Below are 22,752 nucleotides of genomic sequence, written 5' to 3'. Positions count from 1 at the left end.
GCGGAAGTCGACCCAGGCGGCGAAGTAGCCAAATCGTTGCGGCAATAGAAAAGCGGCAACCAGAGCGGAACGGTTGCCGCTTTTTCGCGAATGTGTGTGGAGGCTACCCGGCGTGTCCGGAACAGTTCAGTGCAGCAAAGGAACAGCTAACGGCAAGTCACCGATGCTGCCCCACCTTCTGCCGCTTCTCCAGCACGCGCGCATACCACGTCAACGGAAAACACATTGCGAAGTAAATCATCGCGACCATGCCGTAGATCGGGAACGGTCGGAACGCGGCATTGGTGATCATCGTGCCAGTCTTGGTCAACTCGGTGAAGCCGATGATCGACGCCAGCGCCGTGCTTTTCACCACCTGCACGAGAAAGCCGACCGTCGGCGCCACGGCGATCTTCAGCGCTTGCGGCCAGACGATGTAGCGCAGTTGCTGGCTGAACGTCATGCCGAGACTCGCCCCCGCGGCCCATTGACCGCGCGGCACGGCTTCCACGCAGCCGCGCCAGATATCGACCAGATAGGCGCTCGTATAGAGCGTCAGCGTGACGGTCGCCGCCACCCAGGGCGAAACATCGACACCCAGCAACGGCAGGCCGAAGAATGCCAGGAACAGTTGCATCAGCAGCGGTGTGCCCTGAAACACTTCCACATACACGACGACGATCCGGCGCAGCCACGCGATCGGCGACACGCGCATTGCGAGCAGGATCAGCCCGACAACACCGCCGCCGACAAACGCGATCAACGACAACAGAACCGTCCAGCGGGCGGCGAGCAGCAGATTGCGGGCGATGTCCCACAGTGTGAATTCGACCATGATCAACGCTCCGTCGGCAGGGTGCGGGCGCCGCGCCACATCAGGCGGGTGCGCCAGTTACGCGGTGCGTTGTCGGCGCCTCGCGCGGCGCGCCCGGCAAACAGTCCGCGGCCAAACCGGTTCAGCAATTGCCGCAACAGAATCGACAAGGCCAGATACGTTGCGGTGATGATCAGATAGCTCTCGAACGAGCGGAAGTTGCGCGACTGAATGAAGTTGGCCGCATAGGTCAGATCGGGCACGGAGATCTGCGAGACCACCGCCGAGCCGAGCATCACGATCAGCACCTGGCTCAACAGCGCGGGAAACACGTTGGCGAGCGCCTGCGGCAGCACGATGTAGCGGAACACTTGCCGTCCATGCAGGCCGAGCGCTTGCGCTGCCTGCACCTGGCCACGCGAAATCGAATCGATGCCCGCGCGCACGATTTCGATCGCATACGCGCCGAGATTGACGGTCATTGCCAGAATCGAGGCCTGCACCTCGTCGATATGAATGCCGAGGCTCGGCAAGCCGAAGAAAATGAAAAACAACTGTACGATGAACGGCGTATTGCGGATCAACTCGACGTAAGTCGCGACCACCCAGCGCGCCCACTTCGGCCCGGCCACCGCGATACTCGCGCCGCCAATCCCAACGAGACCGCCGAGCACGGTGGATACGGCGGTCAGCCCAAGCGTGACGGCGACGCCGCGCGCGAGCAGCCCCGCATAGAGGCCGAAGCCGCTGAAATCGAACGCATAGGTCATGGCGTGGCGCCCATCATGAGGTCAAACTCCCGCGCAACCGCCCCGAAGGAAGTCCCCTTGGGGGGTGCCCGAAGGAACTCCCCTTGAGGGCCGCTCCGAAGGACGCCCCAGGGAACCGGCTTGGTCGGTTCGCGCAATAAAAGGTTCAGAGGTCGGCCGGCAGCGGCGCACGCAGCCATTTCTGCGAAATCGCATTCATGGTGCCGTCCTTGCGAGCCTTGGCAATCGTTTCGTCGACTTTCTGCTTCAGACGCGGCTCGTTCTTGTTCAAACCGACGTGGTCCGGCGAGCTGAACAGCGAGAACTTCTGCTCCGGATCGTTCGCCGGATGACGCGCGAGAATGGTTGCGCCGACGTCGTTGCCGACTACCATCAACTGTACCTGACCAGAAAGAAATGCCGAAATAGCGCCGTTAGGATCGTCGAAACGTTTGATGGTCGCCGTGGGCGGGGCGATCTTGGTCACGCTCAGGTCTTCCAGCGTGCCGCGCGCGACCGAAATCGACTTGCCGGCGAGGTCGGCGGCGTTTTTCACGGGCAGCGCTTTCGGGCCGAAGACGGCGAGATAGTAGGGCGCATAAGGCTGCGAGAAGTCGATCACTTTTTCGCGCTCCGGCGTCTGGCCGACTGAAAGCAACATGTCGGCCTTGTGATCGGCGAGGTAGGCCATGCGGTTGTCGCCCGTCACTTGCACGAGTTCGACTTTCGCGTTCAACGCCTTGCCGATCAGATTGGCGACGTCGATGTCGTAGCCCATCGGCTTCATATCCGGGCCGATCGAACCGAACGGCGGATAGTCCTCGAATACGCCGATGCGTACCGTGCCGGACTTCGCGATCGTGTCGAGCGCATCCGCCTTCGCGGCCGACGGAAACGCACACAATGCACCGAGGCCGGTGAAGGCGAGCGTCGCAGCGAGGGTGGCGACGACGCGGCGGGTGCTATTGCGGGCAACTTGCGGCTGGTTCATGGTCTTTCCTCTGTCGAAAACTCGGTATTGGAATGGGTATCTGTGAGCGCTACGCGGATTAACGCGCCGCCCGCGCGGCAATCAGTTTGCACGCGTGTGCTGGCAATTCCGCGAGCACCGGCATTCCGAGTGTCAGTCCCGGCGTTTCGCGCGGGGTGGTCGCGGCGGTTAGCGTGAAGCCGGCGCAATCGATCGTCGCTTCGAGCGACGCCCCCACATCGCGGATAAAAGTCACCGTGCCCGCGAGCCGGTTCGGCCCGGCATCCGCGGAGGCCGATTTGACGCACACGTCCTCCGGCCGGATCAGCAGACGGATATCGCTATGGGAGTCCGGCACCCGCGCCGGTTGCGCAACGGCGATGCGCCGGCCGCCCGGCAGACTGACACCGCCCGCGCCGTCGTAGGTGACCGGCAGGATGTTCCCAAGACCGATGAAATCAGCGACGAATTCGCTGACCGGGTCGCGATAAATATCGAGCGGTTTGCCGACCTGCGCAATCCGGCCTTTCTCCATCACCACGATTTCGTCGGCCATCGTCATCGCTTCGCGTTGATCGTGCGTGACCATGATCGTCGTGATGCCGAGGCGCTGTTGCAGCTGCCGGATTTCGACCTGCATCGCTTCGCGCAGTTTGGCGTCGAGCGCGGAAAGCGGTTCGTCGAGCAGCAGCAGCTTCGGTTGCGACGCGATCGCGCGCGCAATCGCCACGCGTTGCCGCTGGCCGCCCGAGAGTTGCGTGACCGGCCGGTTCGCCATATGCGGCAACTGGATCAACTCCAGCAATTCGGCGACGCGGCGCGCTTGCGCGTCTTTCGCGGTCTTGCGCAACCTGAGCGGATACGCGACGTTTTGCGCGACCGTCATATGCGGAAACAGCGCGAGCGACTGAAACACCATGCCGAAGTCGCGCTGGTTGGCGGGCAGATGCGTGATGTCGCGGCCGGCGAAATCGATGCTGCCTGAGCTCGGTGTTTCCAGCCCGGCGATCATCCGCAGCAGCGTGGTCTTGCCGCAGCCGGACGGCCCGAGAAAGCACACCAGCTTGCCGTCGGGCACGCTCAGATCGACGCTGTCGACGGCATACGCCGCGTTGAAGCGCTTGGTCACGGCCTGCAAGGTCAGATGGGTCATCGAATGCTCCAGCAAGAGGGCGTCATCGCAGCGCGAATTGAAGGGTGGTCCAAGGCGTTCAAAGGGCCACGCCTTCGTCGCCGATCAGCTTTTCAAGCAGCCAGATCAGCGCGAAGTCGATCGCGACGATGAATACGGCGAAACAGAACACCGTCGGATCGAGCGACGACACCGTGCGGCTGTAGAGCCACACCGGCAACGTCATCGTGTCGATGCCGTACAGGAAGAACGTCACCGTGAATTCGTTGAACGAGACGATGAACGCGAACAGCATGCCGGCGAGAATGCCGGGGCGCATCAATGGCAGGATCACATCGATCAGCGCGCGGGTCGGGCTCGCGCCCATCACGCAGGCGGCTTCCTCGAACTCGGGGCCGATCGAGGCCACCGACGCGGCGCAATTTTTCACGGTGAACGGCAGCGCCAGAATCACATGCGCGATGATCAGGCGGAATACGCCGAGTTCGACCGGCAGCACGTTGAACACCAGCAGCAGCGACAGGCCGAGCATCACCAGCGGATAGACGAGCGGCAATGCCACCAGTTGTTCGACCGCGGGCTTGCCGCGGAAACGGTAGCGGCTCAGTGCGTAGGCGGCCGGCACCGAGACGAGCGTGGCGATCACCATGGTCGAGAGCGCGACGATCAGGCTCGTGCTAAGCGCGGCGCCCATCGAGAGCGAGTCGCTCGCGTCCGGCGAGACGAAGCTGTGCCACGCCGCGCGATACCAATGCAGGCCGTAGGCGTGCGGCGGGAATTCAAGCGTGTCGGCAGCGCTGAACGACATGGTGATCATCGTCAGGATCGGCAGCGCGGCGAGGAACAGTACGATTGCGGCGAGCAGCGCGGTGGCCTTGCCGAGCTGACCGGGCATGGTCATCGGCAAGCGCGGCAGGCGCGGTGCACCCGGTGAGCCCGGTGTGCGTGTCAGGCGCGGAGTCTGGATCGGCGTGCTCATGCGTGAGGCTCCTCGGCGAGACGTTGGGTACGGCGCACGAGCCGCTGCGACAGCGCCATCACAGTCAGCGTCGCGATCATCAATACGACGCCCGATGCGGAAGCGGCGGGCCAGTTCAGCAAGGGTGCGACCTGGTCGTGGACCAGCACCGCGAGCATCGGCACACGGCGTCCGCCAAGTAGCAGGGGCACGGCGAAGGCACTGGCGTTGTACGCGAACACGAGCAGGGCGCCGGACACGAGCCCCGGCATGGCGAGCGGCAGCAAGACGTGACGCAGCGTTTGCCAACGCGTCGCGCCCAGCGTGGCCGCGGCTTCTTCATACGAACTCGAGACCGCGCGCATGGCACTCGACAACGGCAACACGGCGAGCGGAAACGCCGTCTGAATCAAACCGAGCAACACGCCGTGTTCGCGATACAGCCACATCACCGGGCGATCGACAAGGCCGCTGCCGAGCAGTGCGTGATTGAGCAGGCCGGCCGGACCGAGAATGATCAGCCAGCCATAACCCTGCAACAGCAGATTGACGAGCAAGGGCAGCAGCACGCCGGCCAGCAACAGCCGCCGCGCGAGCCGTGAGCGGGTGCGCGCCATCGCCAAAGCGACGGGAATCGCCAGCAGCACGGCGCAGACCATGCTCTGGAACGCGAGCCTCAACGTGAGCCACAACGACTTCAGGAAATAGCCGTCGAGGAGATCGGCGTAGTTCTGCAGCGTGAAGCCACGCCATTCGTTGCCTTGCGTGCCGAAGCTCATGCGCAGTACGACGAGCGCTGCCGCGCCGAGTATGGCGAGAAATAGCAGGATCGGCGTGAGCAGAAGCCAGGGACGCGCTTTCGTCATGATGGCGCCGGTGGGGGCGTGTGGTGCGTCGGCAGAGGCGGGGCGTACGCCGGGTGCCGTTCCGGATACGGCGTCGGTAGGGGACGCGCGCACGCCGGACGGAGCGTCGGACGCGGGTCCCGATGCCACATCTGTCACCGCGTCGGACAACGTTTCAGAAGCCGTGTCCTGAGCCGTTTCCGAGGCCACGTTCGACGCCACTACCGAGGCGGCTTCCGACGGCACTTCCGAGGCCGACGAGGCACGCCGCGAAAAGCGCGCTAGCATCGCAGTCATGCCGCGAAAATTTCCGTGTAGCGCTTGATCCATGCCGGCTGCACGACGGCGAGCGCCTTGTCATCATGCAGGATCGCTTTCTCGGCAATCTGCTGCGGGCTCGGCACGAACGCGCGGCTCTCTGCCGGAATCACCGCTTTCGAATTGACCGGGCCGTTCAGCACGTCGGCAGCCATGCGGCCTTGTACGCCGGCATCGAGCGAATGGTTGATGAAGGCATGGATCAGATCGCTGTCGGCCGGGTGCGACTTCGGGATCACCGTGAACATCAGTTGCGTGGCGAAGCCTTCCTTCATGCCGTAGGTCACGCCCATTTTGTATTCGGGCTTGCGGATCTGGTTTGGGAAAAAGGCCGGCGAATAGATGCCGCCAATATCGAGTGAACCCGTGCGAAACAGATCGGCCACCTGGTTCGGATTCTCGCCGAGCGTCATCACGTGGTCTTTCAACTGCATCAGTTTCTTGAAACCCGGCTCGATGTTCTGTTGCGAGCCGCCATTCATTTTCGCGGCAATGATCGCGAGGTCCACCGCTTCGGCCCATTCGGGCGGCGGCAGGAACAGGCGTCCGGCGTATTTCGGATCCCATAGCGCTTCGTACGAAGACGGCGCCGTCTTGACCGTCGAGGTGTTGTAGATCAAACCGTCCGACCACAGCAGATAGCCGACGCCGAAGCCATTCGCGCCCGTGCGGTATTGCGGCGCGACCTCCTTCAGGTTCGGCAGCTTGTCGAGATCGGGCTTCATCAGCAGACCCGCGTCGCCGAGACCCGCGGCGCCGACGCCGGCCAGCGTGATGACGTCGTAGGTAGGCCGATCGCCCGCGGCCTTGACCTTGGCGACCATGCCGGAAGTGCCGTCGGCGCGGTCGGCGATCACCTTCGCGCCGGTCTTCGCCGTGAAGGTGGCGGCGATATTGCGCAAGGCGGCAGCGCCGGTGTCGTCGGACCAGGTCAGGAGGCGCAGTGTCTTGCCGGAGAAGTTGTGCTCCTGCGCGCGCAGATTGATGAACGGCATCGGCAACGTGGACGCCGCGAGTGCCGCGCCGATCGTCTTGATGGCCTGCCTTCTACCCCGTTTGATCTCTTGCATGGCGCTCTCCTGTGTTGAACCCAACCTCTCGCTACGCCCGAAGCGTTGCGTGTTGATGCACTCTAGGTTTGTCAAAATCCTCCGCCAAACGAAATATGCGCATGGAGCGCATGACGGAATCTCATGGGCTCGCTGTCGCGGGATGCTAGCGGCGGCTTTGCTGCAATCCGTGGGAACGCCGAGGTGCTGGCGTATCGGGGTTAACGTCCATGATCATTTTGCTCGGGGCGGCGTGGTGGAGGTATGAGGAAAGCTCGGTTCTGGTGCGGTGTCCGGCGGGACCTGCCCTGAGGCGGTGCAAATGAACGCACTCACGCGCAATCGATGGCGAGGGCATGAGCGAAATGCATGCGTATGGCTTCGCGCACACCGCGTGCTGGCATTTGTGATCGCGTATGCTGTGGACTCAGTGGGCGTGATCGCGCGCAACATCGCACGCCCACGCAATGACTTTTCCTGATCCCAGACTGGACACTTCATGCGACGTCTCCCGCCGCTCAATGCGCTACAGATTTTCGAAACCGTCGCGCGGCATCGCAGCTTCACGCGCGCCGCCGACCACCTATGCCTGACGCAAGGCGCGGTGAGCCGGCAAATCATCGCGCTCGAGGACTACTACAAGTTTCCGCTCTTTAAACGCCACGCGAAAGGTCTGACGCTGACCGCCGAAGGCGAATTGCTGCTGCCGGCCGTGAAGGAGAGTTTCGCGCGCATCGAAGAGATATCGCTGCGCCTCACGCGTCAACGCACCGATCTCGCACTGAAGGTGCCGACCTGCGTGATGCGCTGGATGTTGCCGAAGATCATGCGCTTCCAGGCCGAGTATCCCGATCTGCACGTGCAGATCACCACGACCTGGCAGCACGAGGTCGATTTCCAGCTCGAGCCGTTCGATGCGGCGATCATCTACGCCTCGTCGCCGGGTGTGGACGTGCAGGCGGTGCCGTTATTCGAGGAGCGTCTGACGCCGGTGTGCGCGCCCGATCTGCTGAAAGACAAACCGCTGGACGAGATTGCGGATCTGGCGCGTCACACGCTGCTGCATCCCACCCGCGATCATCGCGACTGGAAGATGTGGCTCGCCAAGGTGACCGAGGTGGATGCCGCGAATGTGCAGGCGATCGACGCGGAACACGGACCGAGCTTCGACACACTCGACATGGCGACCAACGCCGCGTTGCAGGGCTTCGGTGTCGCCATCAGCGACCTTGCCTTGATCGACGAAGATGTCACCGCCAAGCGGCTCGTGCGGCCGTTCGATACGGTGCTCAAGACCGGTTGGCGCTATTACTTCGTGTATCCGGATTCAGTCGCGCATCAGCAGAAGCTGAACCTGTTTCGCGACTGGATCGCGGAGCATTGGGAAGAGTAGGCGAGGCGCCCGTTATTCCTGCCTCGCCTTAGGGGGCGCTCACCCAGGCCGATGAACGCTGCATAGGAAACCTTGGGCTTACGGCGAAGGCCCTTCGCCCATCTCGTCAGGGCGCGAACGACAGAAACAGATACGCCGCGAACAGCGACAGATGCACGGCGCCTTGCAGGATTGTGGTGCGCCCGCTGCTGAGCGTGAGCGTTGCAACCACCAGCGTGAGCATGAGCAGCACGGTTTCCTTGCCGTCGATACCGAGCACCAGCGGCTGGCCCGTCCACAAAAACACCCCGGCGACGGTCGGAATCGTCAGCCCGATACTGGCGAGCGCCGAGCCGAGTGCGAGATTCATACTGTTTTGCAAGCGATCGGCGCGCGCCGCGCGCACGGCGGCGAGTCCTTCGGGCAACAGCACCAGCGCGGCAATGATAATGCCGACCAGGGCCGGCGGCGCGCCCGCGTTCTGGACCGCGGTTTCCACCACCGGCGACAGCACCTTCGCCAGCAACACGACGGCGACAAGGCACACCAGCAGCAAGGCGCTGGCCGCCAGCGCGACGCCGTTGGTGGGCGGCGCGGCATGCACGTCTTCATCGGGCACGTCGGCGAGAAAATAATCGCGATGCCGCACGGTCTGCACGAACACAAACACGCCATACAGCACCAGCGACGAGACCCCCGCGAACGCCAATTGCGATGACGACAGAATCGGACCGACGCTAGTGGTGGTGTAATTCGGCATGACGAGCGTCAGCACGGATAAGGAGGCGAGCACCGCCAGCGCGGCGGCCGCGCCACGGCTCTGAAAGTCCTGCTCGCGATGCCGGATGCCGCCCACCAGCAGGCAAACGCCCACGATGCCGTTGCAGACGATCATTACCGCGGCGAACACCGTGTCGCGCGCGAGAGCGGCTTTCTCGGGGCCGGACGTCAACATCACCGAGACGATCAGCGCGACCTCGATCACTGTTACGGCCACTGCCAGCACCAGCGTGCCGAACGGCTCGCCGACGCGATGCGCGACCACTTCCGCATGGTGCACCGCCGTGAACACAGCTGCGCACAGCGCAACGCCGATCAGTGCGAGCAGCAGCGCGTTGCCCGGCAGGGCATACGCCACCCCCAGCACGATCCAGGCGACGAAGGGCGCAGCGATGGTCCAGCGGGGCAAAATGGTCGCGGTTGTGGTCATTCAGGGCTTCCTTTTATTGCTTGTTCAGGTTGCTTGCATGGACTGGCGCGACGCGCGGGGACGGACGCAGGCGAAGCTTCGAGCGAGAGCGAATGCTAATCCATCCTGTCAACAACGCGTCCTAACGCATTAAATTATAAAGGATAGTTCACTGCGGACCAGGTTTGGTCAGTATGCGGCGCAGCGTCTGCCGGATGCAGTGGTCAAGCCGACAAGGCAAGCGCCTGCTGTTGTGCGTCTGAGGGACCGAGCCGCGCGGATTGGCGTTGACGATGCGGCGCGTCCAAGCGTGACTCACCATCGGTTGAGAATGCTGGGGCTGGCCGCTTTAGTGAAACCAACCGGAATGTTCCAGTCAGGACGCATCGCCTGTTGGCCAGGTGGTGCGTCCGCGGTCCAGCGCTACGGGCTAAACACGGCTTACTGTCCGACCGGACGGATCGACAGTGCGTTCTTGACCGATGTCACGCCCGCCACGCCCTGCGCCGTCTGGGTTGCCAGGTCGATTTGCGGCTGCTCGGGCACCGTGCCGGCCAGTGTCACCGCGCCGCCACGCGCACGCACGGTGATGTTTGCCACGCTCAGGCCCTTGGTCTTCGACAATGCGGTGCGCACCTTGCGTCCCAACGCATGGTCGGCTTTCTTGGCCGACGCGGAGTTAGGTGCCGCCGGCGCCGCCGCATCGCTGCTCTGCGCGTACGCGTTGATGGATGCCAGAACGATTAGCGCGCCGCCGACCATCTTGATTGCCTGGGATGCTTTCATTCAACTCTCTCCTATTGTCATGAATACATCGGTCCCCGGATGGGACCGCTGTACTGCACCAGCGGGTACTTCGAGATCAAATGTGAATGGAATGTTGCTGCGGCCGTGCGACTTCCTGCAATCTGGCGCTGATCAGCCCACCTAAGCACCTGCATGCCGGCAAGGGCTGTCCTGCAAGCCGGAAACACACGATACTCCAATTAGTGCCATGGTGAATGCGCCGCTCCCCGGAAATGAGGTTTTGGTACAACGAATGGGCCGATGAAAACAGGCCGATGGCGCTCTACCGCTTGATGCGGCGCGGGTGGCACGCCGATCGGTGCGTCTGCTGCGCGTCGCTCGGGCGTCCCTTGAACCCGCGCTTTGCCCTTCACGACAAATTCAAACCGCATGCCGAAACAGCCGTTGCCCATCCTCCCATTGGTTCGTGACGATTTGCCGCTCGATACAGTCGCGCTCGCGCGTTTCATGGTCGGCAAATACCTCGTGCACGATTTACCCGAAGGTCGTGTCAGCGGCCGAATTGTCGAAACTGAGGCCTATCCGGTCGGCGATTCGACCAGCCATGCGTTTCAAGGCCGCCGCCCGTACAACGGTTCGATGTTTCTCGCCCCCGGCTTCGCTTATGTCCGCCTCACGTACGGGCTGTCGTACATGCTGAATATGTCCGCGGAAGCGGAGGGGACCGGCGCCGGGATTCTGCTGCGTGCCATCGAGCCGCTGGAAGGCTTGCCCCTGATGGAAGCGCGGCGCCCTGGCGTGCCGCTGCGCGACCTCGCTCGCGGTCCCGGCCGGCTGACCATGGCCTTGGGCATCGATCAGTCGTTCGATGGCCGCGATCTCTGCACCGGGCGCGGCCTGTGGATCGGCGTGATCGAGACGGGGAATGTGCCGATTGGCGTGACGACGCGGATCGGCTTGTCGCGCGAGATGCATCGGCCGTTACGGTTTTTCGAACCCGGCAGCGCGTTCGTCAGCGGGCCGCGAAAGTTGTTGCTGGCGCTGCATAGTGGCATGTCGGCAAATACGCAAAGTTGACCATCCGCGGCGGGCGCACTCGGCAAAACACACTCAACGTGGGCGTGTTTTCGAAACATCAGACACAAACGGTTACGATCCCGACAATTATTACGGTAAAGCTAGGACATCAGTATATGCAAGCAGCAACTTTCGCTGCATTTTTGCGATTTGAACAATTATGTATCTCGCAATTAAGGGTTTTCCCTTGGCGATCGGGTGACTAGACTGAAATCACTCGCTTCTCACATGGTGTGGCAAGCGAAGCAAAAAACCAGGTCTGGAGGTAGTCATCATGAAATCGCTCATCAAGGCAATCGCTATTGCAGCCGTTCTCGCCGCTCCGGTCGCTTCGTTCGCTCAATCGAACGACCAGCCCGTGACCCGCGCGGAAGTCCGCAATCAATTGATTCAGTTGGAAAAGGCGGGCTACAACCCCGGCGCGAACAACGATTCGAACTATCCGGCTGACCTGCAAGCCGCCGAAGCCCGTGTGCAGGCGCAAAACCCGGCCGTCGCGCAGAACCAGGAACCGGTCGCGAATACCAGTGGGTACGGTGGCGCCACGGGCGGTTCATCGCAGTCGGGTGGCGTGGTCCAGCCGATGTCAGGCCCGAAGTCGGTTTATTTCGGTAACTAATCCGCGCATCGCGGCGGTCCACAACTCAGAACCTCCGCTGCCGCAAGGTAGCTTTGCCCAACCTTTTCAAGGATTGGGCTTTTTTTGCTGCCTGTTTCGGTCGGCAGCGCGTGATGCGTGGCGTGGGACTGATTCGGCGGCGACCTCAGGGCCGTTCGCCGTGGATATAGAACTCCAGTTGCTGAATCGTGAATTGCTGCTCAGCGATGATGTTCTTCACCAGGTCGCCGATCGATACCATGCCCACCAGCCGATCGTTTTCGATCACCGGCAAGTGACGCATGCGCCGTTCCGTCATCAGGGCCATGCAGTCGTCGGTGGTCTGGTCCGGCCGCACGAAGCGCACGGCTTTGCTCATGATGTCGCGCACCGGCGTAGCCTTCGACGAACGGTCCATCAGGACGACTTTGCGCGCATAGTCGCGCTCCGTAATGATCCCGGCGATGCTGTCGCCGTCCGTCACGACCAGTGCGCCGATGCCTTTTTCAGCCATTAGCTTGATCGCTTCGTAGACAGAATCGTCGGCCCCCACAGTGAAGACCGTGGTGTTGTTCGGTTTCGTTTTAAGAAGTTGTGCAACGCTTGTCATGGAGCGGCTCCGTTTCGCAGTGCAGCACGCCGATGCGGCGTGCTGTCGTGAGGGACAGGCCATTCCAGTATAGGCGCGACGCGCGGCTGAAGTACCTCGGGAATACCTGTGGCGCGCCGCACGTTTAGTTTGGCAACGGATACGCCACGGCCGCGCTTCCTTGCGTGATGCATGGACATCCGGGTGCTTTGCGCCGATTAGCGGTAAACTCGCAGTCCGTACCTCACCCCGGTTTGATCGGGTTCATGTCAGCACCATTGTCCAACGCCATGCTCACGTCTCACGATCCGTCGCCAGTTGCAGACGGCGCAATCAGCGGCGAATGCGTCGTCCTTGACGCTACCGCCACGCTCCCCACGCGCTACGGCACGTTCACCTCCTACGTGTTTCGCGTGGTCGAAAGCGGCGCCGAACATCTCGCGCTCGTGATGGGCGATGTCGCGAACCAGTCGTCCGTGTTGACGCGGCTGCACTCCGAGTGCCTGACCGGTGACGTGCTCGGCTCGTATCGCTGTGATTGCGGCGAGCAGCTGGATCTGGCGCTGCGCTATATCGCGGCCGAAGGCTGCGGCGTGCTGCTCTATCTGCGCGGCCATGAAGGGCGCGGCATTGGCCTGTCGAACAAGATTCGCGCGTATGCGCTGCAGGAGCAGGGCCGCGACACGGTTGAGGCCAATCTCGATCTTGGCTTACCTGACGACTCGCGCGAATATGACTCGGCTGCGGGCATTCTGCGCACGCTGAAGGTCACCTCGGTGCGCCTGATGAGCAACAATCCGGAGAAGTTCGATACGCTTTCCAAGCACGGCATTCCGGTATGCGAGCGGGTCGCGCTGGCGATTCCGATGCGCGAGGAAAACGAGCGCTATATCCGCACCAAACAATTGAAGTTTGGGCATTACTTCGATGAGAACGAATAATTGACGCGTGCGCGCCGGCTGCTGTTTGCGAAACGGTGGCCGGCGTTGGAGCGTCGATTTCGGCGATGGATTGGGTGCCTGGCCCAGCCAGGTTCCGGCGAGTCAGAACAAGCGAAAGTCGTCGTTGCTGTCGGGGATCGCATCGAGCAAGTCCCGAAGCGCTCGCCAACCTGGCAGTCCCACAAGACTTGCTGAAATTGCCGCTATCCAGTAGCGGGCGTTCGTCGTCGCGCGCGTTCGCGGGGGGCAATGCGCCGCGATTTGCCGCGCTTCCATCGACGCGCGTAGTAATGGGCAGGTAGGCATGCCGTTTCTCCTTTCCCGAGTGCCGTTCAGCGCGAAGTTGCGGGCGAAGTTGCCATAGCAGTTGCAGTTCAACTTGCGGTCGCAGTCGAAGCCATGTTCGCCAGAGTCGCCGCAAGCACGTCCGCCAGCGCGGTCGCACCGAAGCGCCGCTCGCTAATCTCCGTTTCGACGTCAATGCGGCCTGCGTTGTGCGCGTCATACAGATCCGCGATGAGACGCGCGTGGTTCTCGCCGAGTCCCGCGCCCTGGAGCATGGCGGCCCACTCGCTACGCGGCACTTCGTGGGCCGTGATCGGACGGCGCGTCAATCCACCGAGCGTGCGTGCGACATCTAACGCGCTGACGCGCGTCTCACCTTCGATGCTCACTACCCGCGGCGAAACCTTTGCCGGTCTGTCGTCGAGCAGTAGTTCGGCGGCCAGCAGGCCGACGTCCTGTGCGGCGACCGTTGGAAACAGCTTGCTCAACGGATGATGCAGACTCGGCAACACGCCTCTCGCGAGCACGACCGGCAGCACGCGCGCCCAGTTATGGATGTGTTCCGCGGCGCGCAGAAAGGTCAACTGTGAGGCGACGGTCGCGAGTTGCGTTTCGAGGGTGTGAAACAGCGTCGTGATGCCGGTGCCGCTCGCGTGTTCCGCGCCGTAATCGGAGAGCGCGAGCAGGCGTTGCGGCGGGTTGGCGCGCAAAGCGTCCGCGCTCACGTCGATCATGCGCCGCATCGTGGCCGCGGGGTCGGCATCGGCATGTGGCACCGGGCACAGCATCTGTACCGCGTACGCTCCCTCGATAGCGCGCGCGACCGAGACTGGGTCGAGCAGATTGACGATAGCGATTTCGCAGCCGGCTTCCGCTAACGCTTCGCCTTGCTTCGCGTCGCGCACGACCGCGCGCACGTCACGGCCTGCCCGGCGCAATGCCGCGGCGCTCACTCTGCCTACGTTTCCTGCTGCTCCAAAGATGACGAACACGTTGGGCTCCTTGCCGTATCGGTATGTCGTCATCATAGGGACGCAGGGCGCGGGAAACGCGCGGGCACGGATCGTGATGCGCAGATCTGGATGATTGTTTTCGTGTGCGACGACGCGGCACGCATGTCGAGGCGGTGCGAGCCAGGCAGAGTCGCAAAAAACGCGCACAATGCACACACATTGGCCGCCATCCAGAGGGGGAAGCAATGAATGCCGTGACACCGATACCGCAACCGCACAGTGGTTCCCGCATGGCGTTGCACTCCAGCAAGGCACTCGGCTGGCAGGGCTTCGGCGCGGAGCTGGTGAGTGTGTCGGCCGGCCTGCACCGGATTCCGGCGCTCGAGCATCATCGCGTGGGCGTGCATGTGGGGGCGCCGGTCAAGGCGCGCTGCATGTGCAACGAGCGTCGCTACTCGCGGATTCAGGCACATGGCGATGCGGATGTGATTCCGGCGGGCGTCGACGGGCAGTGGACCGATGAATCCGCCTGCACGATCTTCAGTGTGTGGATCGGCGAAGACTTCGCGCGAAGGACCATCGAACAGTTGGAACTGAAGACGAGCGAAGCGCGGCTTCGTCCGCAGTTCCAGATGCGCGACCCGCGCTTTCAGCATCTGGCCTGGGCGTTACGCGCCGAAGTCGAAGCAGATGATGCGTCTGATCCGCTTTACGCCGAAAGCCTATGTACCGCGATGGTGGTGCGGCTGATCGGCGGCGCGCCCATGCTCGACACACTCGATAATAAACGCCGCATGCTTGCGCCGAAGGCTGCCGCTCGCGTGATCGAGTTTATCGAAGCGCACCTGGATCAGCGCCTCACGCTTGACGAACTGGCCGCGCACACCGGGTTGAGCGTGCCGCATTTCAAGGTGCTGTTTCGCGAAACGCTTGGTATGCCGGTGCATCAGTATGTGGTGCAGCGGCGAGTGGAGCGGGCGAGATCGCTATTGCTTCAAGGCAGGCTGAGCGCGAGTCAGATCGCGCTGGAAACGGGCTTTGCGCATCAGAGTCATATGGCGCATTGGATCGGGCGGTTGCTTGGCGTCACGCCGAAGGAGTTAGTCAAGTCCAGCGCGGATCCAGGCGGCAGTATCGAAGTCGATACCTTCATGCGCGCCGCAGCGCGACACGGCGATAAACCTGAAAAAAGCACTGCGTCATAGCTTGCCGCCCCAGCAACGCGACGCGCAGATCGCGCAGTTGCGCCAGCGGCTCTTCACCAATCCGGGCGACGCGATGCGCGCCGCGTCGTTCGATCGCGGCAGCGGTTCTGCAAACTGAATCATCGATCGCGGTACAACCTGGCTCGGCCTATCAACCCGGCGCCGCGCCCGTCAACTGCGAATACACGTCATGCGACAGTTGCAACAGCACCTTGCGATCGATCCCACCCGACACCGCATAGCCAAAGTCGCCGTCCACCCAATAGAACACGTTCACCGGCCCGTCCTGATACAGCTTGAACGCGGTGGTATTCGAGTTCACCTGACGATGCGAAATACACAGCGTCACACGTTCGCCGTTCGGTCCGCGATACATGAACTGCGCGGTGGGTCCGTCGGCGCCTGGCAACAGGCGCCCGCCCGAGAGGTGGAAGCCGCTCTTCGAGAGCATCGGCGGATGCACATTGGTGCCGAGCCGGTTGGACAACCATTGCACGAAATCCTGTTCGTGATCCGCGGTCATTTCAGCCGGCCGGTCGATGGCGGGCATATAGACCACATGTGCCACCGCGGCCTGCCGCGCAAACATTTCCGAACTGTCCGCACTGACCGGGCGTGTGTCCGAGTGACCGGCGACCGGCGCCACGACGTCCTGCCCCATATGCGTCCCCACGCCGATGCCCACGCCGAGCACCAGCGCCGCAGCCATCCCGGCGAACTGCGGCCAGTTGGCGGCAATGCGCCAGCGGCGCTTACTGGCCCAATGCGTCTGCAGACGTGTGGGCACGGGCTCGCTCAGCACGCGGTCGTAGCGTTCATGGAACATATTGTTCAGTGAGAAATAATCGCTGACACGGGTGGCCAACTCGGGGTTCTGTTCGAGCGCACGCTCCACCTCGACGCGTCGTTCGTCGGACAGCGTGCCGTCCACGTATGCGTGCAGATCTTCTTCGCCGATCGGCGTGTGTTGGTCGCTCATCGCACCACCTGTAATTTTGCACCGGGCTGCGTGCCCGCCATCAATGCCCGAAGCCGCTCGCGCCCGCGCGAAAGGCGCGACATCACCGTGCCGATCGGAATGTTCAGCGCGAGGGCGACGTCGGCGTAACTCATTTCCTCGAGGCCGACCAGCAGCACGACTTCGCGCTGCTCCATGGGCAGACGTTGCAACGCGTAGTCGAGGTCGCGCATTTCCAGCGAACGGACCTGGTCGGACGGCACGGCAAATTCGCTTTCGTGGACGCTGTCGTCGTCGACCGCTACGTGGACGGCACGCGCCGAAGCCTTGCGTGCCTGATTGGCGAACACGTTATGCATGATCGTGAACAGCCACGCACGCAGGTCGGTACCTGGCTGGAACAGGCCGGTGCGGCCCAGCGCGCGTTCGAGCGTGTCCTGCACCAGATCGTCGGCGAGATCGCGATTGTTGATCAGCGCTCGCGCATAGCGCCGCAAGCGCGGCACATGCTCCATCAACTCGTCACGGACATCCATGTTGTATCCCAATCGTGGGGGCTTCTCGTGAGGCGCCGCGTGGGCGGCCGTCGATTGAACCACCACGCGCATTCGACATGCGAACACGCGTGGGCGCATTTTATTCCGTTGTTTTTTGGCGTGTTGCGAAAACCGGGAAGAGGTCTACCGCATGGTCATGACGTCGGCGGCACGCATCAGACCGTGGGTGCGGGCATCGCCGGCGACCACGAAGCGTTGCCGCTGCGCCGTCCACGTGAGCAGGCGAATCTTGCCGATGCGGCGCGCGGCCCACTGCGGCTGCGACGGCGCCAGCAGTGCCAGGGTGGAAATCACGATGACTGGCTGATCGTCACCGTTCAGATAGATGAGCTCGCTCGCGCGTTGGAACGGGCCGAGCGATAGAACCCTCTGATCGACGAGCCGCAGCCCGATCGCCGCGAGGTTGGGCGCGGATACGTCGGTTCGCGTCGGCGACGCAGCGGAATACCGCGCGGCGGCGCTTTCCGCCAGCGCCATCACGGCGGCATTGTTGAGTGCCTGGCGAGACACCTGGGTAGCGGCGAGCCAGCCGCTCGCGGCGGCCAGCGCCATCACGAACACTGCCACGGTATTCAGTACCTTGCGCGGATGCCTCGCGGTCTTCAGCCGAACGAGCGCGCCACGCCATCCTTGGGCACGGTTCGAAGAAACGGGTTCGTCAGTGGTCTGGAACGCCTGCTGCATCTGCGCGTTCAGCCTGCCGTAAAACGCCACGCGACGCGCTTCCGCCGGGTCCTTGCCCAGATAGTTCCGCAGAAATGCGGCGCGTTCCGGCGTCAGGGTGCCATCGGCATAGGCCTGAATGTCGGCTTCGGAAAGCGGCGAGTCGGGGGTGGGCGCGTCGGTTGAGGTCATGGTGTTGGCAGCGTGTGTCGGATTTCAGCTATCGAGTGGCGAACACGCGCGGACGCGATTTATTCCGCTTCGAAATTTGTTTTTTCGACGGCAAGAAAGCAGGAATAAAAGCCGCAAACCCGTGGTTCTGCCTCATGCGAACCCGCACAAAACCCACAGGAGTTCATCATGAAGAAGATCGCGTTTGCTGCCTTGTCCTGCGTTGCTTTCGTCGTTCTAGCCGCTTCGTCGAGCGCTTTCGCAGATGGCAAGACACGTGCTCAGGTGTACCAGGAATTGATCGAAGCGCAACAGAACGGCCTCAACTATGTGACCGATACGTCATACCCGGAAGTGAATCCCATCTTCGCACGCCAGGTCGAGCAGCACAAGGAAGCACTCGCCGTTCAGGCGGCCACCGCGAGCCGCGTCGCGGGTGGCAGCACGGCAGGCAGCACCGCAGGCAGCAACAATTGAAGGGTTCGATAGCCGGCGCGTCCGTTCCGCGTGCGCGCCGGCTAACGAATGGAATAGATCGCTGAATGGGGCATTAGCCCATCTCGAGTATGGCGCGTGGCGGCCGTTAGCCCTTCACCCGTTCCGAACGTGGATCATAAGGCGCCTTCAGATGCACGGTCGCCGGCAGCAGTTCGCCGGCGACGTCGATCATGTATCGGCCGCTGTTCAGATACGCCGCATCGGCAACGCCGTCCGGGTTGTTGATATACCCCATCGCCACCGGACACCCCAGCGTGTGTCCGAACGCCGCCGAACTGACGAAGCCGACCGGCCTGCCGTCACGCAGAATCGCTTCGCCGCCCCACAGCATGCGCTCGGCGGCGCCGTCGGCGGTGAGCACTACCATACGGCGGCGCGGCGGTTGGGCGCGCAATTTCAGCAACGCATCGCGGCCGCGGAACGGGATGTCTTTGTCGAGCTTGCAGGCAAATGACAGGCCCGCTTCGAACGGATTCGTGTCCGGCGTCAGTTCGCGGCCCCATGCGCGATAGCCTTTCTCGATGCGCAGGGAGTCGATCGCGTAGTAGCCCGCGTTGACGAGGCCAAATGCCTTGCCCGCGGCGTGCAGCGTTTCGTACACACCCACCGCGAATTCCACCGGCACGTACAACTCCCAGCCGAGTTCGCCGACGTAGGTAAGGCGGGTGGCGCGCACCGTCGCGTAGCCGAGATCGACCTCGCGGCTTTGGCCGAACGCAAACGCCGCATTGCTCCAGTCCGCCTTCGACACGCTTTGCAGCAGCTCGCGTGAACGCGGGCCCATTACAGCGAGTACCGCGTATTGGCCGGTGACGTCGACCAGCGTGCAGTGTTTGTCGTGCGGAATGGCCTTTTCGATGGTGTCGAAATCGCGCGTGGTTTGCGCCGACCCGGTGACGATCAGGTATTGATCGTCAGCGAGGCGGGTGAGCGTGAAATCCGATTCGTAGGTGCCGCGTTCGTTGAGCATGCCGGTGTACACCGTAGTACCTGGCGGCACGGCTACATCATTGGCGACGATGCCTTGCAGCACGCTTTGTGCATCGCGTCCCTTGACGAGGAATTTGGAGAACGACGTCATGTCGAAGAGCGCGACGCCTTCGCGGCACGCGCGATGTTCGGCGCCGCTCCACGGCAGCCAGTTCTGCTGTCCGAACGCGTAGTCGATCTGAGCCTGTTCAGGCGTCGGCGCGAAAAAGTTGGCGCGCTCCCAGCCCATCTTGCTGCCGAAACACGCACCGTCGTCACGCAGCAGCGCATACAGCGGCGAGCGGCGAAACGGCCGCGCGCTGTCGAGTTCGCGATTCGGCCAGGGCATCGCATAGTGCAGGCCGAGCGTTTCCTTGACGCGATCGTGTAGCCACGTGTCGTTGCCGTTAAAGCGCGCAAAGCGGCGGATGTCGACCGGCCACAGGTCCATCGTGGGTTCGCCCGCGACGATCCATTCGGCGAGCGCCATGCCCGCGCCGCCCGCCGATGCGATCCCCATCGAATTGAAACCCGCGCCGACGAAAAAGCGCCGCAACTCCGGCGCCTCGCCGAGCATGAAATTGTTGTCCGGTGTGAACGATTCCGGCCCGTTGTAGAACTGCTTGACCTGCGCTGTTTCGAGCGCGGGCACGCGCTGCAGTGCATTTTCCATCAGGATTTCGAACTGATCCCAGTCGTCGGGCAGCAACTGGAATTCGAAATTGTCCGGGATGCCGTTCATGCCCCACGGCTTCGCGTTGGGCTCGAAGCCGCCCATCACGAGGCCACCCACTTCTTCCTTGAAGTAAATGAAGCCATCCGGATCGCGCATTACCGGCAGGTCCGGATGCACGCCGGCGATCCGCTCAGTGACGATGTAGTAGTGCTCGGCCGAGTGCAACGGCACCGTCACGCCGCACAGGCGGCCGACCGCCTTGGCCCACTGGCCCGCACAGTTGACGACGATATCCGCGCCGAGCGTGCCTTCTTCACCGTCCTTGTTGCGCCACGCGAGGCCGCTGACTTCGCGTGCGCCGGTCGTGCCGTTTGCCTTGTTTTCGAGCGCGGTGCGCGTGTGAATCGCCGTGACGCGGGTGTTCTCGACGATGCGTGCGCCGCGCGTGCGTGCGCCACGGGCAAGGGCCTGGGTCAGATCGGTGGGATTCGCCTTGCCGTCGCCGGGCAGCCACACGGCGCCGAGCAGGTCGTCGGTGCGCATGACCGGCCATAGATCGCCGGCTTCCCGCGGGCTGATCACGTCGCACGCCACGCCATAGGCGCGCGCGACGGCGGCGGTGCGCTTGAGTTGCGTCATGCGCTCGGCCGTGCGAGCCACGGAGAGCGAGCCGCATTGCTTCCAGCCGGTCGCGAGGCCTGTGTCGGCTTCGAGTTCGGCATAGAGCGCGGTCGAGTAACGGATCAGCCTGGTCATGCTTTCCTGCGCGCGCAGTTGGCCGACGAGGCCGGCCGCGTGCCACGTTGTGCCGCACGACAGTTGGCCCTGTTCGAGCAGAACCACATCGGTCCAACCCAGTTTGGTGAGGTGATAGGCAACGGAACAGCCAATGATGCCGCCCCCGATGATGACGACGCGGGCATGGGCGGGAATGTGTGTGGACATGTGTTGAAATTTGTTGAATCGACCATCGTAGATTGCAACAAAATTTGGCAAAAGGCAACGAATCGATTCGGGTGATTCGGGATTAAAGGTCTATTTGAAATTGACTGTGGTCGATGGCGTCCTCGTCGTGTCATTCAAGGAGTGGTGAACATGAAGTGCCCGAATTGCGGAGCGGACGAGCTGGTGCGCGATACGCGCAATCTGCGCTATGTCTACGAGGGCAAGACGGCCATCTTCGAGGCCGTCACTGGAGACTATTGCCCGGCATGCGAAGAGGCGGTGCTCGACATGGATGAGGCGACCCGCATAGGTCAAATGATGGCGGAAGTGAGGGGGCAGCTTGAGCTTGAGCTTGAATGTGGATATGTGGATTTGTATGGGAATTCGTTGGGATTTCTTGGCGAACCATGAGGTGTTTGCTAAACTGGCCGCCATCATCCCGGTCTCCGCCTATGTTCTCAACCCAACGCCAAGCCGAAATCCTGCGGCTCGTCCGCGAGCAGCGCACCTGCACGATCACTGATCTTGCCGGCCGCTTCGAGGTTTCCGACGAGACCATCCGCCGCAACATCAAGCCACTGATCGCCGATGGTCTGCTCATCAAGGTCCACGGCGGCATCATGCTGCCCGAGCGCCTTGACGAGCCGCCGTTCCAGCGGCGCATGGTGGCAAGCCGCGAGGGCAAGCAGGCGATTGGCGCGCGCATCGCCGAACTCGTACGGGACGGCGACTCGCTGATCCTCGAGGGCGGCACAACCTGTCTGCATATCGCGCAGGCACTGACGGCGCGTTCACGGCTCACGGTGGTGACCAATTCCATCGAAGTGGCCCGCGTGCTGGCGCCGCGCAACGGCAATCGGCTGTTTATCGCGGGGGGCGAACTGCGTGCCGACGACTCCGCCGCCTTCGGCGACAGCGTGCTGGCCTTTCTGCGCCAGTTCCACGTGCGCTACGCGATCGTCTCGGTCACCGCCGTCGACATGCAGGGTCGGTTCATGGACGCGCTGCCGGCCGACGTGGCGTTTTCGCTGGCCGCCTTTGCGCAGGCTGAGCGGCGCGTAGTCGCGGCGGATCATGCGAAATTCGGTCACAGCGCGCTGGTACACGCTTTCGGCCCAGATGCCATCGATCTGCTGGTCACCGACGAGGCGCCGGCTCCCGCACTGACCCAAGTGTTCGCGGCAGCCGGGCTGGAATTGAGTGTTGGGGCGTCGGCGCACGGCGATGCAGAGTCGGGTGGCGAAGTCGGTAGTGCAGCCAATTCCGCAATCGGCTTCTCGCGATAAGGCTGCAGGCCCGCTGAATGACGCTGCTTGCTGGCGTGGCCAACCGTTTACGTGGGTCCGGGGCTGAACGCGGAGAGCGCGGACCCATTGGCCGCTGCGTTCCCGACCAAGTCGAGCGGAGCCACGCGGAGCAAGCCGGGCAAACAGGCTTTGCCGCCCACGAAGGCCTCCAGAGCCTGTCCCACAGTGAAATGCGTCCAACGCGTAAAATGGCGGGTTTCCACGGGCAATCTACGCTGGACCGGAACTGCGCGGGCAG

At 62.9% G+C, this 22,752-nt stretch carries 23 protein-coding genes; 8 read left to right on the top strand and 15 right to left on the bottom strand.

Translation table 11 applies throughout. The features are described from left to right. Nucleotides 1–157 precede the first annotated feature (157 nt). The 7 genes from P0D84_RS31110 to P0D84_RS31080 all read right to left on the bottom strand — a co-directional run bounded on the left by P0D84_RS31110 (nucleotide 158) and on the right by P0D84_RS31080 (nucleotide 6,835). Nucleotides 158–814, bottom strand: a complete 657-nt coding sequence (locus P0D84_RS31110) for an amino acid ABC transporter permease (RefSeq protein ID WP_408342969.1) — start codon at nucleotides 812–814, stop codon at nucleotides 158–160. A gap of 2 nt (nucleotides 815–816) precedes the next feature. Continuing rightward, complete coding sequence (locus tag P0D84_RS31105; RefSeq protein ID WP_408342967.1) at nucleotides 817–1,563, bottom strand: amino acid ABC transporter permease; 747 nt, start codon at nucleotides 1,561–1,563, stop codon at nucleotides 817–819. A 145-nt stretch (nucleotides 1,564–1,708) separates the two neighbouring features. Then, nucleotides 1,709–2,533: a transporter substrate-binding domain-containing protein gene (locus P0D84_RS31100; RefSeq protein WP_408342965.1), complete on the bottom strand. Its 825-nt coding sequence runs from the start codon at nucleotides 2,531–2,533 to the stop codon at nucleotides 1,709–1,711. A 58-nt stretch (nucleotides 2,534–2,591) separates the two neighbouring features. Then, nucleotides 2,592–3,665 (bottom strand): ABC transporter ATP-binding protein, encoded by a 1,074-nt coding sequence (locus tag P0D84_RS31095; protein WP_408342963.1) that lies wholly within the window; start codon nucleotides 3,663–3,665, stop codon nucleotides 2,592–2,594. 58 nt (nucleotides 3,666–3,723) lie between these two features. Beyond that, nucleotides 3,724–4,623, bottom strand: a complete 900-nt coding sequence (locus tag P0D84_RS31090) for an ABC transporter permease (RefSeq protein WP_408342961.1) — start codon at nucleotides 4,621–4,623, stop codon at nucleotides 3,724–3,726. After that, nucleotides 4,620–5,744: an ABC transporter permease gene (locus P0D84_RS31085; RefSeq protein WP_408342959.1), complete on the bottom strand. Its 1,125-nt coding sequence runs from the start codon at nucleotides 5,742–5,744 to the stop codon at nucleotides 4,620–4,622. Before P0D84_RS31085 ends, P0D84_RS31090 begins: the two co-directional genes overlap by 4 nt. Next, nucleotides 5,741–6,835 carry an ABC transporter substrate-binding protein gene (locus P0D84_RS31080; RefSeq protein WP_408342957.1) on the bottom strand — a complete coding sequence of 365 codons (1,095 nt, stop codon included), beginning with the start codon at nucleotides 6,833–6,835 and terminating at the stop codon, nucleotides 5,741–5,743. The genes P0D84_RS31085 and P0D84_RS31080 overlap by 4 nt, the downstream gene beginning before the upstream one ends. Nucleotides 6,836–7,313: 478 nt before the next feature. On the opposite strand from P0D84_RS31080, the gene P0D84_RS31075 reads away from it, so the two are divergent. Further along, nucleotides 7,314–8,207 carry a LysR substrate-binding domain-containing protein gene (locus P0D84_RS31075; RefSeq protein WP_408342955.1) on the top strand — a complete coding sequence of 298 codons (894 nt, stop codon included), beginning with the start codon at nucleotides 7,314–7,316 and terminating at the stop codon, nucleotides 8,205–8,207. Between the two features lie 106 nt (nucleotides 8,208–8,313). Here the strand turns inward: P0D84_RS31075 and P0D84_RS31070 are convergent, their stop codons facing one another. Both P0D84_RS31070 and P0D84_RS31065 read right to left on the bottom strand, forming a co-directional pair. Continuing rightward, a complete protein-coding gene (locus P0D84_RS31070; RefSeq protein ID WP_408342953.1) occupies nucleotides 8,314–9,396 on the bottom strand; it encodes a calcium:cation antiporter in 1,083 nt (360 codons plus the stop codon). Nucleotides 9,397–9,816: 420 nt separating this feature from the next. Further along, on the bottom strand, nucleotides 9,817–10,161 hold the full coding sequence (locus P0D84_RS31065) for a BON domain-containing protein (protein ID WP_408342951.1): 345 nt from the start codon (nucleotides 10,159–10,161) through the stop codon (nucleotides 9,817–9,819). A 390-nt stretch (nucleotides 10,162–10,551) separates the two neighbouring features. On the opposite strand from P0D84_RS31065, the gene P0D84_RS31060 reads away from it, so the two are divergent. Both P0D84_RS31060 and P0D84_RS31055 read left to right on the top strand, forming a co-directional pair. Then, complete coding sequence (locus P0D84_RS31060) at nucleotides 10,552–11,199, top strand: DNA-3-methyladenine glycosylase (RefSeq protein WP_408342949.1); 648 nt, start codon at nucleotides 10,552–10,554, stop codon at nucleotides 11,197–11,199. Between the two features lie 274 nt (nucleotides 11,200–11,473). Beyond that, complete coding sequence (locus P0D84_RS31055) at nucleotides 11,474–11,818, top strand: DUF4148 domain-containing protein (protein ID WP_408342947.1); 345 nt, start codon at nucleotides 11,474–11,476, stop codon at nucleotides 11,816–11,818. Between the two features lie 145 nt (nucleotides 11,819–11,963). Here the strand turns inward: P0D84_RS31055 and P0D84_RS31050 are convergent, their stop codons facing one another. After that, complete coding sequence (locus P0D84_RS31050) at nucleotides 11,964–12,407, bottom strand: CBS domain-containing protein (RefSeq protein ID WP_169490641.1); 444 nt, start codon at nucleotides 12,405–12,407, stop codon at nucleotides 11,964–11,966. Between the two features lie 269 nt (nucleotides 12,408–12,676). Here P0D84_RS31050 and ribA point away from each other — a divergent pair, with 269 nt between their 5' ends. Continuing rightward, nucleotides 12,677–13,327, top strand: a complete 651-nt coding sequence (gene ribA, locus P0D84_RS31045; protein WP_408346185.1) for a GTP cyclohydrolase II — start codon at nucleotides 12,677–12,679, stop codon at nucleotides 13,325–13,327. A gap of 374 nt (nucleotides 13,328–13,701) precedes the next feature. Here the strand turns inward: ribA and P0D84_RS31040 are convergent, their stop codons facing one another. Beyond that, the gene (locus tag P0D84_RS31040) at nucleotides 13,702–14,604 is read right to left on the bottom strand and encodes an NAD(P)H-binding protein (RefSeq protein WP_408342945.1); all 903 of its coding nucleotides are present in this window, start codon (nucleotides 14,602–14,604) and stop codon (nucleotides 13,702–13,704) included. 206 nt (nucleotides 14,605–14,810) lie between these two features. Between P0D84_RS31040 and P0D84_RS31035 the strand changes: the two genes are divergently transcribed. Beyond that, nucleotides 14,811–15,770: an AraC family transcriptional regulator gene (locus P0D84_RS31035; protein WP_408342943.1), complete on the top strand. Its 960-nt coding sequence runs from the start codon at nucleotides 14,811–14,813 to the stop codon at nucleotides 15,768–15,770. Between the two features lie 151 nt (nucleotides 15,771–15,921). On the opposite strand, the gene P0D84_RS31030 is transcribed toward P0D84_RS31035, so the two are convergent. The 3 genes from P0D84_RS31030 to P0D84_RS31020 form a co-directional block, all read right to left on the bottom strand. Beyond that, the gene (locus tag P0D84_RS31030) at nucleotides 15,922–16,749 is read right to left on the bottom strand and encodes an anti-sigma factor family protein (RefSeq protein ID WP_408342941.1); all 828 of its coding nucleotides are present in this window, start codon (nucleotides 16,747–16,749) and stop codon (nucleotides 15,922–15,924) included. Then, the gene (locus P0D84_RS31025; protein WP_179737589.1) at nucleotides 16,746–17,264 is read right to left on the bottom strand and encodes a sigma-70 family RNA polymerase sigma factor; all 519 of its coding nucleotides are present in this window, start codon (nucleotides 17,262–17,264) and stop codon (nucleotides 16,746–16,748) included. The genes P0D84_RS31030 and P0D84_RS31025 overlap by 4 nt, the downstream gene beginning before the upstream one ends. Before the next feature lie 144 nt (nucleotides 17,265–17,408). Next, complete coding sequence (locus P0D84_RS31020) at nucleotides 17,409–18,140, bottom strand: anti-sigma factor family protein (protein WP_408342939.1); 732 nt, start codon at nucleotides 18,138–18,140, stop codon at nucleotides 17,409–17,411. A gap of 168 nt (nucleotides 18,141–18,308) precedes the next feature. Between P0D84_RS31020 and P0D84_RS31015 the strand changes: the two genes are divergently transcribed. Further along, nucleotides 18,309–18,596, top strand: coding sequence for a DUF4148 domain-containing protein (locus tag P0D84_RS31015; protein WP_408342937.1), 288 nt, complete (start codon nucleotides 18,309–18,311; stop codon nucleotides 18,594–18,596). Nucleotides 18,597–18,702: 106 nt separating this feature from the next. On the opposite strand, the gene P0D84_RS31010 is transcribed toward P0D84_RS31015, so the two are convergent. After that, a complete protein-coding gene (locus tag P0D84_RS31010; RefSeq protein WP_408342935.1) occupies nucleotides 18,703–21,207 on the bottom strand; it encodes a GcvT family protein in 2,505 nt (834 codons plus the stop codon). A 150-nt stretch (nucleotides 21,208–21,357) separates the two neighbouring features. Between P0D84_RS31010 and P0D84_RS31005 the strand changes: the two genes are divergently transcribed. Next, the gene (locus P0D84_RS31005; protein WP_408342933.1) at nucleotides 21,358–21,618 is read left to right on the top strand and encodes a type II toxin-antitoxin system MqsA family antitoxin; all 261 of its coding nucleotides are present in this window, start codon (nucleotides 21,358–21,360) and stop codon (nucleotides 21,616–21,618) included. A 41-nt stretch (nucleotides 21,619–21,659) separates the two neighbouring features. Beyond that, nucleotides 21,660–22,493: a DeoR/GlpR family DNA-binding transcription regulator gene (locus P0D84_RS31000; RefSeq protein ID WP_408342931.1), complete on the top strand. Its 834-nt coding sequence runs from the start codon at nucleotides 21,660–21,662 to the stop codon at nucleotides 22,491–22,493. Nucleotides 22,494–22,752 lie beyond the last annotated feature (259 nt).

Origin of the sequence: Paraburkholderia sp. RL17-337-BIB-A, from assembly GCF_046025895.1 — a bacterium.
Lineage (GTDB): Bacteria > Pseudomonadota > Gammaproteobacteria > Burkholderiales > Burkholderiaceae > Paraburkholderia > Paraburkholderia fungorum_C.
This window is presented reverse-complemented; position numbering and strand designations above follow the sequence as displayed.